The sequence below is a fragment of the Streptomyces sp. NPDC004031 genome, assembly GCF_053604375.1.
Map to the genome: position 1 here is coordinate 24869 of NZ_JBSGHL010000007.1, position 15146 is coordinate 40014.

The window sequence follows — 15146 nt, forward strand, 5'->3', positions numbered from 1 at the left end:
CTCGTCGCGAGAAAATCTGGCACTCCGCTAACGCCTGGCCCCCGGCGGGCATTCCGGACCCGGCGCGGGGCCCGGTTCGGGTGGGGCCTGTGGACAACTTTCCCGGGCTGTCCGCCGGACCTGGCAGAGTGGCGGTGTGACTGCGACAACCCACGACACGCTCTTTCCCTCGGCGCCCGAGTCGGCGGACGCGGTGCTCGACGGCCTCGACCCCGAGCAGCGCGCCGTGGCGACGGCGCTGCGCGGCCCCGTGTGCGTGCTGGCCGGTGCCGGCACGGGCAAGACCCGGGCGATCACCCACCGGATCGCCTACGGCGTGCGGGCCGGCATCCTCCAGCCGGCGAGCGTGCTCGCGGTCACCTTCACCGCGCGGGCAGCCGGCGAGATGCGCGGCCGGCTGCGGCAGCTCGGCGCGGGCGGCGTCCAGGCCCGTACGTTCCACTCCGCGGCCCTGCGCCAGCTCCAGTACTTCTGGCCGCGCGCGATCGGCGGCGAGATGCCCCGGCTGCTGGAGCGCAAGGTCCAGCTGGTCGCCGAGGCCGGTGCGCGCAGCCGCATCCGGCTCGACCGCAACGAGCTGCGGGACGTCACCAGCGAGATCGAGTGGTGCAAGGTCACCCAGACCGTGCCCGAGGACTACCCGGCGGTCGCCGCCAAGACGGGCCGGGACGTACCGCGCGACCCCGCCGAGGTCGCCCGGATCTACGCCACGTACGAGCAGCTCAAGCGCGACCGCGGCATGATCGACTTCGAGGACGTGCTGCTGCTGACCGTCGGGGTGCTCCAGGACCGGCCGGACGTCGCCGACACCGTCCGCTCCCAGTACCAGCACTTCGTGGTGGACGAGTACCAGGACGTCAGCCCGCTCCAGCAGCGGCTGCTCGACCTGTGGCTCGGCGGCCGGGAGACCCTGTGCGTGGTCGGCGACGCGTCGCAGACCATCTACTCCTTCACCGGCGCCACCCCCGAGTATCTGCTCGGCTTCCGCTCCCGCTACCCGGACGCCACCGTCGTCAAGCTGGTGCGCGACTACCGCTCGACACCCCAGGTGGTCTCCCTGGCCAACGGCCTGCTCGGACAGGCCCGCGGGCAGGCCGCCGCGCACCGCCTGGAACTGGTCTCCCAGCGCGAGGCCGGCCCCGAGCCCTCGTACACCGAGTACGCCGACGAGCCCGCCGAGGCCGCCGGAGCCGCCCGGCGGATCCGCGAGCTGATGGACTCCGGGGTCCGCGCCAGCGAGATCGCGGTGCTCTTCCGGATCAACGCCCAGTCCGAGGTCTACGAGCAGGCCCTCGCCGACGCCGGGGTGCCCTACCAGCTGCGCGGCGCCGAGCGCTTCTTCGAACGGCCCGAGGTGCGCGAGGCGGGCATGCTGCTGCGCGGCGCCGCCCGCGCCTCCACCGACCCGGAGGAGACCGCGGCCGGGGTGCCGGACCAGGTACGGGCCGTCCTCAGCTCCCGCGGCTGGGCCTCGGAGCCGCCCGCCGGATCCGGCGCGGTGCGGGACCGCTGGGAGTCGCTGGCCGCGCTGGTGCGGCTCGCGGAGGACTTCGCGACCGCCCGCCCGGCCGCGACGCTCGCCGACTTCGTGGCCGAGCTGGACGAGCGGGCCGGGGTGCAGCACGCCCCGACCGTGGAAGGCGTCACGCTCGCCTCGCTGCACGCGGCCAAGGGCCTGGAGTGGGACGCGGTCTTCGTCGTCGGCCTGACCGAGGGCACGCTGCCCATCACCTACGCCAAGACCGACGAGCAGGTCGAGGAGGAGCGCCGGCTGCTGTACGTCGGCGTCACCCGGGCCCGGGAGCACCTGTCGCTGTCCTGGGCGCTGTCCCGCTCGCCCGGCGGCCGCGGCACCCGCAAGCCCTCCCGGTTCCTGGACGGGCTGCGGCCCGGCTCCGCACCGCGCGGCGCCCGCACGGCGGGCGGCGGCGCGGGCGGGGTGGAGCGCGGCTCCGGCGGGCGCAAGCGGCGCGGCCCGGTGCTGTGCCGGGTGTGCGGGCGGACGCTGTCGGACGCCCGCGAGATCAAGCTCATGCGCTGCGAGGACTGCCCGTCGGATCTGGACGAGGGCCTGTTCGAGCGGCTGCGCGCCTGGCGCTCGGAGCAGGCCAAGGCGCTCGGCCAGCCGGCCTACTGCGTCTTCACCGACCGGACGCTGCTGGCGATCGCCGAGGTCAGGCCGGAGGACGCCGGGGGCCTCGCGGTGATCCCCGGGGTGGGCGCGCGCAAGCTCGACAAGTTCGGGGCCGACGTGCTCGCGCTGTGCGCGGGCGAGGCCGGGGACGAGGCCGCGGACGGGGCCGAGGGGGCCGCGCGAGAAGCTTCCGAGAAATCTGAAGAAGGAGCCGAAAAATAGTTTGCGCATCCCGCGGGGGTCCCCATAGCCTTCACGAGCGCGGTTGAGAACGGCTCTTCCAAGAGCCCGCCCGATCGTGATGTAATACGCAAGAACGGTTCATCAGCCTTACGAGACGCCGAGAGGAGGCGAGCCAGATGTCCACGCAGATTCTGATCACGAAACTGACCGATCGTCCGGTCGCCCCCGCCATTCTCGGCATGCCCTCGGCTGCCACCGGTCTGATGTCCTCCGCGCTTCTCGCGGCAGCTCCGGCTGCCCGGCTGCGCAGTGAGCGACCGACCGAGGCGTCCGCGGTAGCGGCAGCGCAGGCGAAGGCGTATGCCTTCGGCCGCGCGGCGGTGGCAGCGGATGCCGGCAACCAGACCGTCATCGGTGCCGCAGGCGCCCATGGCTTCGGCAATGGACAGCAGAAGACGCAGCAGTTCGGTAAGTGGGCCTTCCGCGGGCTCGAACCCTGGAGTGATCCAGCCTGACATCGCATCAGGTCGGCACCTCAGGGCCGCGGAATCCCAGACCGGGATCCGCGGCCCTTCTGTTTTCCGCCCGCGGACGGACGCCGTCGTCCGCGGACAGACAGACACAACAGCACACCGGCCGACCCGGCCGGCCCGAAAGACGAGGAACGAACACACCGTGCACACCGCCCAGCACGCACCGTCCGGACCCGCCCCCGACCCGAGCCGCCCGCCCGCACAGCCCCCGGAGACCACCTTGCTTCCCCTGACCGAGCTCGACGACGAGATCGAGCGCCTCGGCGTCCCCGTCCCGTGCCGCACCTACGACCCGGAGGTCTTCTTCGCCGAGTCCCCGGCCGACGTGGAGTACGCCAAGTCCCTCTGCCAGACCTGCCCGGTCCGCGAGGCCTGCCTCGCCGGTGCCAAGGACCGCCGTGAGCCCTGGGGTGTCTGGGGCGGCGAGCTGTTCATCCAGGGCGTCGTCGTACCCCGCAAGCGTCCGCGTGGCCGTCCGCGCAAGAACGCGGTCGCGGCATGAACACGCGCAGGCTCACCACCCCGGGGACGATCGACCGTCCCGCCACCCACGATCCGATGAATCAGGCCCCGATGACTCCCAGCCGCCTCGAACAGACCGCTCGTACCTCTGACGCCATGGCGTCGCACCAGAACAGGAACCACCACATGCAACTCATGCCCGAAGCCCTGGCCCGTGCCCATATGCAACAGCGGATGTCGGAGGCCGAGCAAGAACGCAGGGCCTCGCACCTGCTGGCCGCCCGGCGGCTCCAGCGGCGCGCCGAACGCGCCTCGCTGCGGGCCCGGCGGGCGCTGGCCCTGGCCGTGATGCAGTAACGGCCGCACCACCCGGCAGTACCGACGACACCGCGGGGCCGGTCCATTCGGACCGGCCCCGCGGTGCGTTGTCCGGCAACCGTGCGCGGTTGGAGGTATCGTCGCCCGGTGGATCACAAGAACGACCAGACCACCACCTGCGCGCGCTGCGGGGCCACGCGCGAGGGACTGCCGCTGACCTGGACCTGCTCCGTCGAGAACGGCCGCCGCGTCTACTTCTGCGACGACTGCGCCCGCCGCCACCTGCGCAGCATCGAGAGCCGGCTCGACTCCTCCTGGTGGTGACCGCCCCGCCCCGCTTCACCCGGCCGCGGCGACGCCCTCAGCCCGCCGCGGCGCCCTCGTCCGGCCCGGACTCCTTCCCGCCCTCCGCGGCGAAGCCGGGCAGCCACTCCTGGAGCTCCGCCCGCAGCCGCACGGTGGCGCCCAGCTGGCACAGCACGCCCACCGTGCTCAGCGTCACCCGGTGGATCAGCAGATAGGACGGCGGCAGGTTGAGCTGCTTGCCCAACTGGTGGGCGGGCGAGCGGGGATCGGCGATCCTGGCCGCCTGCGCGCGCATCCACGCCCGGTCGAAGGCGAACTCCTCGCGCCCGGCCGGTTCGATGATCGGCTTGAGGTAGTCGAGCACCGCGTCGGAGTCGAGCGTGATCGTCGGCTTGACGAAGCCCTCCTCGCGCAGCATCGCGTGCACCTGCTCCGCCTCGCCCTCCAGCGCCAGCCGCAGCGCGGTGCCGATCGGCAGCGGCAGGCCCTCGGGCAGCCGGTCGACCGTGCCGAAGTCCAGCACGCCCAGCCGCCAGCCGGACACCGGGCCCTCGTCCGTCAGCAGCCGGAAGTTGCCCGGATGCGGATCGGCGTGCAGCAGCCCGGTGCGCGCCGGGCCCGCGAAGAGGAAGTGCGCCAGCAGCTGGCCCGCCCGGTCGCGCATCTCCGGGCTGCCCCCGGAGATCACCTCCGACAGCGGCACCCCGTCCATCCACTCGGTGACCAGCACCTGGTCGGCCTGGTGCACCACGTCGGGCACCACGACATCCGGATCCCCGGCGAACTCCACCGCGTGGGTGTGCTGCGCCTGCGCCTCCAGGGCGTAGTCCAGCTCCTCCGCGACCCGCTCGCGCAGCTCGGCCAGCAGCGGCTTGACGTCCATGCCCGGCACCAGCGGCCCGAACAGCCGTGCCACCCGGCCCAGTTGCGACAGGTCCGACAGCAGCGCGGCGCCCGCGCCCGGATACTGCACCTTCACCGCGACCTTGCGTCCGTCGCCCCACACCGCGCGGTGCACCTGCCCGATCGAGGCGGCCGCGGCCGGGGTGTCCTCGAACTCGGCGAACAGCGAACGCCAGTCCGCTCCCAGCCGCTCGGCCAGCACCCGGTGCACGGTGCGGGCCGGCAGCGGCGGGGCCGCCTCCTGGAGCTTGGTCAGCGCCGCGCGGTAGGGGCTCGCGACGTCCTCGGGAAGCGCCGACTCGAAGACCGACAGGGCCTGGCCGAACTTCATGGCCCCGCCCTTCAGCTCGCCCAGCACCTTGAACAACTGCTCCGCGGTGCGTTCCTGCAACTCGACGGCCACCTCGTCGGCCGGCCTGCCCCCGAGCCGCTTTCCGAGCCCGAGCGTGGCCCGCCCGGCGAATCCCAGGGGCAGTGCAGCCAGCTTCGCGGTACGGGTCACAGCCTTGCGCGGAAGATCGGACATGCGCGCCTCATTTCGCGTCGGTCACTTCGCCATTGTGCCTGGCCCCGCCGCCTGCCCGGTCAAGAGCAGGTCAGGATACGTACGCTGTCACTCTCCGTGTCCACCCCTTCAGAATGCCGTATCGCGCCCCCTCCCCGTACAGGTTGTCCACAGGGTGTGGGGAAGGTCGCCCTGTCGGCCGCAGCCCCTCGGGGGCCGTAAAAACGCAGGTGAGCGACGGGTCTCGGAGGGGATCCGGTGAAGAAAGTCGTTCAATATGCGTAAGAAGGGTCGTGATTCCCCGGGCAACCGGCCTGGAGACGGGACTTCCCGGACGGACAGCAGGTACGGTCGACAGCGTGTCGGCCGATCCAGCGCACAATCTCGCCAGCCAGCCCGCCCGCAGCCACCGGACGAGCACGGTGGAAGTCCGCCGCAGTGCCCGGCGGCGGCGGACCGTGTCCGCCTATCGCGACGGCGACCGCACCGTGGTGCTGATCCCGGCCCGCATGTCGGCGGCCGAGGAGCAGCGCTGGGTCACGGTGATGCTGGAGAAGCTGGCCGCGCAGGAGAGCCGCCGCACCCCCGGCGACGCGGAGCTGGCCGCCCGCGCGGAACGGCTGTCCGGCCAGTACCTGAGCGGACGCGCCGTACCCGACACGGTGCGCTGGGTCACCAACCAGAACTCCCGCTGGGGCTCGTGCACGCCGTCCGAGGGCACCATCCGGCTCTCGCACCGCCTGCAGGGCATGCCGGAGTACGTCATCGACTACGTCCTGCTGCACGAGCTGGCGCATCTGCTGGTGCCCGGCCACGGCCCCGCCTTCTGGAAGCTGCTGGACAGCTACCCGCGCACCGAGCGGGCCCGCGGCTTCCTGGAGGGGGTGGCGGACCGTGAGGCCAGGGGCGGCCGGGACGAGGGGGAGGACCTCCAGGCCACCGAGGCCATGGGGGAATAGCCCCTGTCGGCGTGACCGGTTAGCCTGTCGCAACGCACACGCACGCCAGACGGGATGGGGGCCGGTCGATCCATGGCCAGGGAATTCCAGCGCGGCCACAAGGCCAAGATCAGCGATCTGACCGCGGGTACGGATCTGTACGTCGGCGTCTCGATCGCCGCGCCGGGCCTCACCTTCGACATCAGCTGCTTCGGTCTGGACGCCAAGGAAGAGCTGTCGGACGACCGCTACTTCGTCTTCTTCAACCAGCCGAAGTCGCCCGAGGAGTCCATCCAGCTGCTGGGCGCGCAGTCCGGCGACACCGAGTCCTTCCGGGTCACGCTGGACCGCATACCCCCCGCGGTGCACCGGCTGAGCTTCACCGCGACCATCGACGGCGACGGCCAGATGTCGCAGATCGGCCCCGGCTACCTGCGGCTCGTCGCGGGCGGTGAGGAGGTCGTGCGCTATTCGTTCACCGGCGCGGAGTTCTCCACCGAGCGCGCGGTGATGCTCGCCGACATCTACCTCAAGGACGTATGGCGCTTCGCCGCGGTCGGCCAGGGCTTCGACGGCGGGCTCGCCGCGCTGCTGCAGAACTTCGGCGGCGAGGTCGCCGAGGAGCAGCCCGCCGCGCCCGCCGCCGCCCCCGGTTTCGCGCCGCCCCCCGGCGCGCCCGCGCCCGCCCCGGGCTTCGCCCCGCCGCCGGGCGCCGCCGCCCCGGCCCCGCCCGCGTTCGGTACGCCGCCGCCCGCCCCGGCCCCCGCGCCGCCCGCGTTCGGCACCCCGCCCGGCGACGTCCACCAGGCGCCCACCATGGTCGCCCCGCTGGGCCAGCCCACCGCGCCGCCCTTCGGCCAGGTCCCGCCCCCCGGCCCCACCCCCGGCGCCCCCGGCGCCTTCCCGGGCCAGCCCGGCCCGCCGGGATACGCCCAGCCGCCCGGCCCGCCCGGCGCACCCGCCGGATTCGGCCAGCAGCCCCCGCCCGGTTACGCGCAGCCGCCCTTCGGCGGCCAGCAGCCCGCCTTCGGCCAGCCCCCCGCCGCGGGGTACGGGCAGCCGCCCGTCCCGACGCAGGGCGCGGGGATGGCCGTGGTCATGCAGAAGTACCGCGAGCTGCCCACCGGCCAGCGCTGGACGGCGCAGAATCCGAAGATGATGCGCGCCGACCTCGCCCAGGGCGGCGGTCAGCCGGTGCTCGCCCGGCAGGGCAGCATGGTGCTCTACCAGGGCAAGGTCGACTTCGCCTACAAGGGCGCGGGCTTCACCGGCCGCATCGTCGGCAACATGACCGGCCAGGAGATGCAGCTCATGCGCTGCACCGGCAACGGCCAGGTCTTCTTCGCCGAGAACGCCGCCTACCTGCACCCGATAGAGCTGCAGAACGACGCCATCTGCGTCTCCGCGGAGAATGTGCTCGCCTTCGACGAGAGCCTCCAGCACGAGGTGCGCCGGATCGAGGGCCACGGCATCCCCGGCGGCGCGCTGTTCACCATGCTCTTCCAGGGCACGGGCACGGTGGTCGTCAAGACCCACGGTGTCCCGGTGGTGCTGCCCGTCACCCCGACCACCTACGCCGACAGCAACGCCATCGTGGCGTGGTCGGCCGGCGCCCAGGTGATCGTCTCCAGCCAGGTGCGGCTGCGCAGGAGCGCCTACCCCGGCCACAGCGGCGAGACCGTGAACCTCCAGTTCCGCGGCGCTCCCGGCAACTTCATCGTCGTCCAGCCCTACGAGGTGTGACCCGCCATGGACCAGCAGATGATCGCGGGCTACGCACCCACCCCGGTGGCGGCCCGGATGGAGAACCACGGCTCACACATGCTCAAGGTCGCCATGGTGACCGGCCAGGACCTCTTCGCGCGCACCGGCTCGATGGTCGCCTACGAGGGCTTCGTGCAGTACGAGCCGAATCCCCCGGCGGTGCGGCAGATGGCCTCGGCGTGGCTGACCGGTGAGGGCACGCCGATCATGAAGTGCAGCGGTGACGGCCTGCTCTACCTGGCCGACTACGGCGCCGACGTGGTGTGCCTGAACCTCAACAACGAGTCGGTGTCGGTCAACGGCACCAATCTGCTCGCCTTCGACGCCCATCTGACCTGGGGCGTCGAGCGGGTCAAGGGCCTGGCCAAGTTCGCCGGGCAGGGCCTGTTCAACGTCGGGGTGTCCGGCAGCGGATGGGTTGCCGTCACCTCCCGCGGCACCCCGATCGTGGTCGACTGCGGCCGCGGCGAGGACGAGACGTACGTCGACCCGGACGCGCTGGTGGCCTGGTCGTCCGGCCTGAAGATGAAGGCCAAGCGGAGCTTCAGGGCCGGCTCGCTCATCGGGCGGGGCAGCGGGGAGGCCTTCCAGATCGCCTTCTCCGGGCAGGGCTTCGTGGTGGTACAGCCGAGCGAGGACAGCACCGACCGCCTGCGGGCGCGGGGCTGAGGGGGAGCGACACATCATGCAGAGTCCGCTGTTCGCGTACACCGAGGTCCAGAACCAGGACCACTACAGCCTGCAGAACTCCTACCTGCTGCGGGTGCGCCTCGACGGCAACACCGGGCCCGACTGCCTGGCCCGCAAGGGCTCGATGGTCGCCTACCAGGGGATGATCGAGTTCGACGGCGAGTACCAGTCCCACCAGCAGCGCGGTGCCCGCTACCGCACCGGCGAGGGCCTGGACCTGATGCGCTGCTCCGGCCAGGGCACCGTCTACCTGGCCAACCTCGCGCAGCAGATCCACATCCTCGACGTCGACCACGACGGCCTGACGGTGGACAGCGCCTACGTCCTCGCCCTCGACTCCGGCCTGCACTGGGACGTCATCGCGGTGGACAGCCAGTTCGGCCTGTCCGGCACGGGTCAGTACAACCTCAACATCGCAGGTCAGGGCAAGGTCGCCCTCATGACCTCGGGCAAGCCGCTGCTGATGCAGGTCACGCCGGACAAGTACGTGTCGTGCGACGCGGACGCCGTCGTCGCCTGGTCCAGCAGCCTGCGGGTCCAGATGCAGGCGCAGACGAGCAGCAGCTCGGTCTGGCGCCGCCGGGGCAACACCGGCGAGGGCTGGGAGCTGAACTTCGTCGGCCAGGGCTACGTCCTGGTGCAGCCCAGTGAGCAGATGCCGCCGCAGCACGCCGAGATCGGCGGCGGCCTGCGCGGGCAGTACGGCATGGGCCAGCAGGGCGCCCGCGGGCAGAACCCCGGCAACATCTGGTCCAACTGACCGTCCGGCCGACCCCCGCCGACACGGAAGGAGGGCCGGGAGGACGCACCGCGTCCTCCCGGCCCTCCCGCACGCTCACAGCAGCGCGCGCGCCCCCGCCAGCAGATTGCGCACCGAGGTGTCGGCGACCTCGGCCACCTCGTCGTAACCGAACCACTTCAGATCCAGCGACTCGTCGCTCATCACCGGCGCCGCGCCCTCCGGCGCCAGCGCCGCGTACTGCACGTCCAGATGCCAGGCGCAGGGCGTCAGGTGCCGGTCCAGCCGCACCGGCTGCGGCGCCAGCAGCCGCAGCCCCGCGAGGCCCGACTCCTCGGTGGCCTCGCGCAGCGCGGACTGCGCGAGCGCGCCGTCCTCCGGCTCGCAGTGGCCGCCCATCTGGAGCCAGATCTTGATCTTGGCGTGCAGCGTCAGCAGCACCCGCTCCCGCGGCGGGTCCACGACCAGTGCGCTGGCGGTGATGTGCCCGGCCTCGCACGGCTTCCACAGCCCGTTCTCGCCGTGCGCGGCCAGATGTGCCAGATAGTCCTTGCGCAGCACGTCCTGCTCGGCCGAGGGCGCCTGCCAGCCCTCCAGGACGGCGACGGTGTCCGCGTACAGTGCGCTCACTTGCCGCCGTCACCCTTCGACGGGCCCCCGGCGGAGCCGTCCTCGTCACCTTCTCCGGCGTCCGCGTCGTCGGCGCGGTCCGTGGTGTCGGTGTTGTCGGCGCCGTCGGTGCCGTCCGCCGCCTCGCCGAGCATGCGGTCCAGCTCGGAGAAGTCGATGTCCAGGGACTCGCGGTGCACGAAGCCGTCCGGGTCGTCGAGGTCGGCGGCGGTCGGCAGCATGTCGGGGTGCGCCCACAGGCCGTCCCGCCCGTCGACCCCCCGGGCGTCCGTCAGCGACGCCCACAGCCGCGAGGCGTCCCGCAGCCGGCGCGGGCGCAGCTCCAGGCCGATCAGCGTCGCGAAGGTCTGCTCGGCGGGCCCGCCGGTCGCCCGGCGGCGGCGCAGCGTCTCGCGCAGCGCGCCCGCGGACGGCAGGTGCGGGGCCGCGGCGGCGTGCACCACCGCGTCCACCCAGCCCTCGACGAGCGCGAGCGCCGTCTCCAGCCGGGCCAGCGCGGCCTTCTGCTCCGGGGTGTCCTCGGGCTGCAGCATGCCGCCCTGGAGGGCTTCCTGGAGCTGCTCGGGCTGCGTCGGGTCGAGCTGGCCGATCGCCTCCTCCAGCCGCGCGGTGTCCACCTTGATGCCCCGCGCATAGCCCTCGACCGCGCCGAACAGATGGGCCCGCAGCCACGGCACGTGCACGAAGAGCCGCTGGTGGGCGGCCTCGCGCAGGGCGAGATACAGCCGCACCTCCTCCATCGGCACCCCGAGCCCGGCGCCGAACGCCGCCACGTTGGCCGGCAGCAGCGCCGCCTTGCCCGCGGGGCCGAGCGGCAGCCCGACGTCGGTCGAGCCGACGACCTCACCGGCCAGTGTGCCGAGCGCCTGCCCGATCTGGGAGCCGAACATCGCCCCGCCCATGGAGCGCATCATGCCGAGCAGCGGCCCGGTCATGGCCTGCATCTCCTCCGGCATGACGTCGCCCATCGCGCCCGCGACGCGTTCGGCGAGCGGATTCACCAGGTCCTTCCACACCGGGAGCGTGCCCTCGACCCACTCCGCGCGGCTCCAGGCCACGGCGGTGCGGGCGCCCGAGGGCAGCGACGTCACACCGTCCAGCCACAGGTCGGCCAGCCGCACGGCCTCCTCGACCCACGCGCGGTCGGCCCGGCCGACGGAGGAGTCCTTGACGCCGTCCGCAGTGCCCTGCGCGACGGTCTGCCGGGCGATGTCCCGCGCCATGTCCCAGTTCACCGGGCCGCCGTCGTAGGAGAGCATCTGGCCGAGCTGCTGGAAGGCCGCGCCCAGGTCGCCGGGGTTCATCGAGCCGAACATCGCGGCGAAGGGGTTCTCGCCGCCGGCGCCGAAGGGATTGGCGCCGAAGGGGCCCGCGCCCCCGAAACCGAACGGATTGGCCGGACCGCCGCTTCCCCCGGTGGCGTCGCCCTCCCCACCGCCCTTGCGCTGCTTGCCTTCGTCGCCGTCCTCGGGCTCCTCCGGAGGGACGCCGAATCCGAATGGGATGTCGCTCACGGGATTCCTCGGATCTGTGTCGTGGTGGGCTGTCGTGGTCGGCCGGGTGTGATGGGCTGTACCTCCAAGCCTAGACACCTGTCCGGCAGGATGGCTGCGTGCGTGGCGGGTACGGGCCGCGTACGCAAGGCCGCGTACGTAACTGAGACAACCGTGGGAGACACCCGGTGAGTTCCCCAGATGGACACGTTCGCCCAGAGCGGAGCGCCGCCCGCGGCGGTACGGGACCGGTGGTCGCCGTCACCGGTGCCGCGTCCGGCGTCGGGCTCGCGCTGGCCCGCCGCCTGACCGAGTCCGACCAGGTCAGGAAGGTATTGGCGATCGACGAGCGGCGCGGGGAGGTGCCCGAGGCGGCGTGGCGGGTGCTCGACGTGCGCGACCCGGCCATCGCCGAGCGGCTGCGCGGCGCGGACGTGGTGGTGCACCTCGCGGTGGACCTCGACCTGGAGTCCGACCCCAAGGCCCGCTCGGCCTTCAACGTGCGCGGCACCCAGACCGTGCTCACCGCCGCCGCGGCGGCCGGGGTGCGCCGGGTCGTGCTGTGCACCTCGGCGATGGTCTACGGGGCCCAGGCCGACAACGACGTGCCGCTCGCCGAGGACGCGCCGCTGCGCGCCACGTCCGAGGCCAGCTTCGTCGACGACCTGCTGGAGATCGAGCGGCTGGGCCGCCGCGCACCCCGCGCGCACCCCGGGCTGAACGTCACGATCCTGCGCCCCGCGGTGCTGGTCGGCGGCACGGACACCGCCCTGACCAGGTATTTCGAGTCGCCGCGGCTGCTGGTCGTCGCGGGCAGCCGCCCCTGCTGGCAGTTCTGCCACGTCGAGGACCTGGTGTCGGCGCTCGAATACGCGGTGCTGGAGAAGGTCGAGGGGGAGATGGCCGTCGGCTGCGACGGCTGGCTGGAGCAGGAGGAGGTCGAGGAGCTGAGCGGCATCCGGCGCATGGAGCTGCCGCCCGCCATCGCCTTCGGCGCCGCCTCCCGGCTGCACCGGCTGGGGCTGACACCCTCGCCCGCGGGCGACCTCGCCTACACCATGCACCCGTGGGTGGTCAGCGGCAGCAGGCTGCACGAGGCGGGCTGGCGGCCGCGGTGGACCAACGAGGAGGTGCTCGCCGAGCTGCTCAAGGAGGTCGCGGGCCGCAACTCGGTGGCCGGGCGGCGGCTCGGCCGCAAGGACGCCACCACGCTGGGCGCGGCGGGGGCCACGGTCGCGCTGGTCGGCACGGCGGCGCTGGTCCGCCGGGCGCGCAAGCGGCGCGGCATCTGAGCGGGCGGGACCGGGGGCGGGACGGGGCACGGGCGGGCAGCGGGGGAGGCCGGGGGAGGCGGGGGGAGGCGGGGGCCACACCGGAAGCGGCTTTCCGCGGCGCGGGAGGATGAGGAAGCATGGCTGGTATGACACCCACCGACCCCGCCGACCGCAGTGACGCCGCCGACCGCGGGGGAACGGCCGCCGACCGCGGGGGAACGGCCGCCGACCGCGGGGGAACGGCCGACCGCACCGACGCCGTCGGCCCGATCCGGCTGCTGGCCGTCCGCGACACCCCGCTGTCCGTGGACGAGGTCGTCACGGCGGTCGGCGACGACGCGGCGGGCGGTACGACGCTGTTCGTCGGGACGGTGCGCGACCACGACGGCGGCGCCCGCGCCGCCGTGACCGGGCTGACGTACACCGCGCACCCCACCGCGCAGGAGGCGCTGCGCCAGGTCGCGGAGAAGGTCGCGGCCGACTTCCCGGTCACGGCGCTGGCCGCCGTCCACCGGGTGGGCGAACTGCGGGTCGGCGACCTCGCGGTGATCGTCGCGGTGTCGTGCCCGCACCGGGGCGAGGCCTTCGCGGCGAGCCGCAGGCTCATCGACGACCTCAAGAGCCAGGTGCCGATCTGGAAGCAGCAGACCTTCGCCGACGGCACCGAGGAGTGGGTCGGCGTCTGACCGCCCCGCCCCGCGCCGCGGGCGGTCGGCTGCCAGGGGGAATTCCGGTTGCGTAACCCCGCGCCCCGGCCGAGCGTTGACCTGGTGGGTGGTTAATCTGCTCATAGGTCGGTATGTGACGATTTCGTCATGCGTCGGGTCGGGAGTTCGCCGTGGCGGCACTTGCGTGGTTGGTCATTCCCCTGTTCGGTGTGCTGGTCGCCGTGGTCTGGGCGCGCTGGGCGGCCCGCGGCCGCACCAACTCCGACGGCGCGTCACTGGCGGGCTACGAGCGATTCCGCACGGCCATGCAGCCCGGCGAGCGGCCGCCGCTGACGATCGGCAAGGGCGAGACGGACGAGACCGACGCCGAGCCCGTCTGAGGCCCGCCCGGCTACCCTTCCGGGCTCACCCGGGGGGCCGGACCGCACACCGGTCACGTACTGTCGTTCCATGCCCAGTCGTACCGCGACGCTGATCACCTCGACGCTCACGCTGATAGCGCTGCTCGGCGTCGCGCTGCTCGTCCCGACGCCCTACTCGGAGATGTCACCCGGCCCCACGGTGAACACCCTGGGGACCTACGGCGGCGACACCGTGATCCAGATCTCGGGGCGCAAGACCTACCCCGCCGACGGGCACCTGAACATGACCACGGTCCGGGTCACCGGGGCCGATTACCACATGAACCTGGTCGAGTCCGTCTTCGGCTGGCTGCGGCACGACGACAAGGTCGTCGAGCACGACACGCTCTACCCCAAGGGCCAGACGGCCGAGCAGGCCGACCAGCAGAACGCCGAGGAGTTCACGCAGTCGCAGGACAGCGCCAAAGTGGCGGCGCTGAAGGAGCTGAACATCCCCGTGCCGTCCCGCGTCGTGGTGGCCGCGGTGGTCAGCGGCGGCGCCTCGCAGGGCGTGCTGCACGCCGGCGACGTGATCAAGGCCGTCGACGGCACCGAGGTCAAGCAGCCGGACGACGTCGCGACGCTGGTCACCAAGCACAAGCCGGGCGAGCCGGTGGTCTTCACCGTCGTCCCCGCGGCGCAGGCCAAGGGCAAGGCGGTCGACGACGTGCCCGGCGAGAAGATCACGGTCACCGCCCGGCAGTCCGCCGACGCCGGGCCCAAGCGGGCCGTGGTGGGCATCCAGGCCGGGGTCGAGCACCTCTTCCCGTTCGCCATCGACATCAAGCTCGCGGACGTCGGCGGCCCGAGCGCCGGGACGATGTTCGCCCTGGGCATCATCGACAAGCTGACCCCCGGCAACATGACCGGCGGCCACTTCGTCGCGGGCACCGGCACGATCGATGACGACGGCACCGTCGGGCCGATCGGCGGCATCAGCCTCAAGACGATCGGCGCCCGCAACAAGGGCGCCCAGTACTTCCTGACGCCCGCCGACAACTGCGGCGAGGCCGCCAAGGACATCCCCGGCGGCCTCACCCTGGTCAAGATCACGACCCTGGACGACGCGGTGCAGGCGCTGGCGAACATCAAGTCCGGCAACACCAAGGCGCTGCCCAGCTGCACGAAGAGCTGACGCACCGCCGCACCCGCGGCAGTACGCGCAGCCCCCGGCCGTATGCCCAGCCCGTCACATACGTGCCGCC

16 protein-coding genes are annotated in these 15146 nt (G+C 72.8%); 13 read left to right on the forward strand and 3 right to left on the reverse strand.

The window, feature by feature from the left end; all coding sequences use genetic code 11:
• Positions 1–136 precede the first annotated feature (136 nt).
• From ACWERV_RS06030 to ACWERV_RS06050, 5 genes are all read left to right on the forward strand, one after another.
• Positions 137–2356 carry an ATP-dependent DNA helicase UvrD2 gene (locus tag ACWERV_RS06030; RefSeq protein WP_452929374.1) on the forward strand — a complete coding sequence of 740 codons (2220 nt, stop codon included), beginning with the start codon at positions 137–139 and terminating at the stop codon, positions 2354–2356.
• A gap of 137 nt (positions 2357–2493) precedes the next feature.
• Complete coding sequence (locus ACWERV_RS06035) at positions 2494–2832, forward strand: hypothetical protein (protein ID WP_452929376.1); 339 nt, start codon at positions 2494–2496, stop codon at positions 2830–2832.
• Between the two features lie 160 nt (positions 2833–2992).
• Entirely contained in the window at positions 2993–3352 is a 360-nt protein-coding gene (locus tag ACWERV_RS06040) for a WhiB family transcriptional regulator (protein WP_031520210.1), read from the forward strand.
• The gene (locus tag ACWERV_RS06045; protein WP_398182908.1) at positions 3349–3669 is read left to right on the forward strand and encodes a hypothetical protein; all 321 of its coding nucleotides are present in this window, start codon (positions 3349–3351) and stop codon (positions 3667–3669) included. The genes ACWERV_RS06040 and ACWERV_RS06045 overlap by 4 nt, the downstream gene beginning before the upstream one ends.
• A 108-nt stretch (positions 3670–3777) precedes the next feature.
• Complete coding sequence (locus ACWERV_RS06050; RefSeq protein WP_452929380.1) at positions 3778–3954, forward strand: hypothetical protein; 177 nt, start codon at positions 3778–3780, stop codon at positions 3952–3954.
• A gap of 37 nt (positions 3955–3991) precedes the next feature.
• Here the strand turns inward: ACWERV_RS06050 and ACWERV_RS06055 are convergent, their stop codons facing one another.
• Positions 3992–5365 (reverse strand): ABC1 kinase family protein, encoded by a 1374-nt coding sequence (locus ACWERV_RS06055; protein WP_398182914.1) that lies wholly within the window; start codon positions 5363–5365, stop codon positions 3992–3994.
• 338 nt (positions 5366–5703) lie between these two features.
• Between ACWERV_RS06055 and ACWERV_RS06060 the strand changes: the two genes are divergently transcribed.
• The 4 genes from ACWERV_RS06060 to ACWERV_RS06075 all read left to right on the forward strand — a co-directional run bounded on the left by ACWERV_RS06060 (position 5704) and on the right by ACWERV_RS06075 (position 9496).
• Positions 5704–6303, forward strand: a complete 600-nt coding sequence (locus tag ACWERV_RS06060) for a M48 metallopeptidase family protein (RefSeq protein ID WP_452929383.1) — start codon at positions 5704–5706, stop codon at positions 6301–6303.
• A 72-nt stretch (positions 6304–6375) separates the two neighbouring features.
• Positions 6376–8025: a TerD family protein gene (locus ACWERV_RS06065; RefSeq protein WP_452929386.1), complete on the forward strand. Its 1650-nt coding sequence runs from the start codon at positions 6376–6378 to the stop codon at positions 8023–8025.
• A 6-nt stretch (positions 8026–8031) separates the two neighbouring features.
• Positions 8032–8715: an AIM24 family protein gene (locus ACWERV_RS06070; protein ID WP_398182923.1), complete on the forward strand. Its 684-nt coding sequence runs from the start codon at positions 8032–8034 to the stop codon at positions 8713–8715.
• A gap of 16 nt (positions 8716–8731) precedes the next feature.
• On the forward strand, positions 8732–9496 hold the full coding sequence (locus ACWERV_RS06075) for an AIM24 family protein (RefSeq protein WP_452929389.1): 765 nt from the start codon (positions 8732–8734) through the stop codon (positions 9494–9496).
• A gap of 75 nt (positions 9497–9571) precedes the next feature.
• Here ACWERV_RS06075 and ACWERV_RS06080 read toward each other — a convergent pair whose 3' ends face one another.
• Both ACWERV_RS06080 and ACWERV_RS06085 read right to left on the reverse strand, forming a co-directional pair.
• The gene (locus ACWERV_RS06080; protein ID WP_452929392.1) at positions 9572–10105 is read right to left on the reverse strand and encodes an NUDIX hydrolase; all 534 of its coding nucleotides are present in this window, start codon (positions 10103–10105) and stop codon (positions 9572–9574) included.
• The gene (locus ACWERV_RS06085) at positions 10102–11619 is read right to left on the reverse strand and encodes a zinc-dependent metalloprotease (RefSeq protein WP_452929394.1); all 1518 of its coding nucleotides are present in this window, start codon (positions 11617–11619) and stop codon (positions 10102–10104) included. The genes ACWERV_RS06080 and ACWERV_RS06085 overlap by 4 nt, the downstream gene beginning before the upstream one ends.
• Positions 11620–11786: 167 nt before the next feature.
• Here ACWERV_RS06085 and ACWERV_RS06090 point away from each other — a divergent pair, with 167 nt between their 5' ends.
• The 4 genes from ACWERV_RS06090 to ACWERV_RS06105 all read left to right on the forward strand — a co-directional run bounded on the left by ACWERV_RS06090 (position 11787) and on the right by ACWERV_RS06105 (position 15076).
• Positions 11787–12890 carry an SDR family oxidoreductase gene (locus ACWERV_RS06090; protein WP_398182935.1) on the forward strand — a complete coding sequence of 368 codons (1104 nt, stop codon included), beginning with the start codon at positions 11787–11789 and terminating at the stop codon, positions 12888–12890.
• A gap of 128 nt (positions 12891–13018) precedes the next feature.
• Positions 13019–13558: a molybdenum cofactor biosynthesis protein MoaE gene (locus tag ACWERV_RS06095; protein ID WP_452929643.1), complete on the forward strand. Its 540-nt coding sequence runs from the start codon at positions 13019–13021 to the stop codon at positions 13556–13558.
• A 170-nt stretch (positions 13559–13728) separates the two neighbouring features.
• The gene (locus ACWERV_RS06100; protein WP_452929398.1) at positions 13729–13920 is read left to right on the forward strand and encodes a hypothetical protein; all 192 of its coding nucleotides are present in this window, start codon (positions 13729–13731) and stop codon (positions 13918–13920) included.
• Positions 13921–13990: 70 nt separating this feature from the next.
• Positions 13991–15076 carry a YlbL family protein gene (locus ACWERV_RS06105; protein ID WP_452929401.1) on the forward strand — a complete coding sequence of 362 codons (1086 nt, stop codon included), beginning with the start codon at positions 13991–13993 and terminating at the stop codon, positions 15074–15076.
• The last annotated feature ends 70 nt before the right edge of the window (positions 15077–15146 follow it).

Coding starts and splice junctions, on each gene's coding strand:
- ACWERV_RS06095 (WP_452929643.1), top strand. CDS start 13,019: ATGACACCCACCGACCCCGCCGACCGCAGTGACGCCGCCGACCGCGGG.
- ACWERV_RS06075 (WP_452929389.1), top strand. CDS start 8,732: ATGCAGAGTCCGCTGTTCGCGTACACCGAGGTCCAGAACCAGGACCAC.
- ACWERV_RS06055 (WP_398182914.1), bottom strand. CDS start 5,365: ATGTCCGATCTTCCGCGCAAGGCTGTGACCCGTACCGCGAAGCTGGCT.
- ACWERV_RS06105 (WP_452929401.1), top strand. CDS start 13,991: ATGCCCAGTCGTACCGCGACGCTGATCACCTCGACGCTCACGCTGATA.
- ACWERV_RS06035 (WP_452929376.1), top strand. CDS start 2,494: ATGTCCACGCAGATTCTGATCACGAAACTGACCGATCGTCCGGTCGCC.
- ACWERV_RS06070 (WP_398182923.1), top strand. CDS start 8,032: ATGGACCAGCAGATGATCGCGGGCTACGCACCCACCCCGGTGGCGGCC.
- ACWERV_RS06045 (WP_398182908.1), top strand. CDS start 3,349: ATGAACACGCGCAGGCTCACCACCCCGGGGACGATCGACCGTCCCGCC.
- ACWERV_RS06065 (WP_452929386.1), top strand. CDS start 6,376: ATGGCCAGGGAATTCCAGCGCGGCCACAAGGCCAAGATCAGCGATCTG.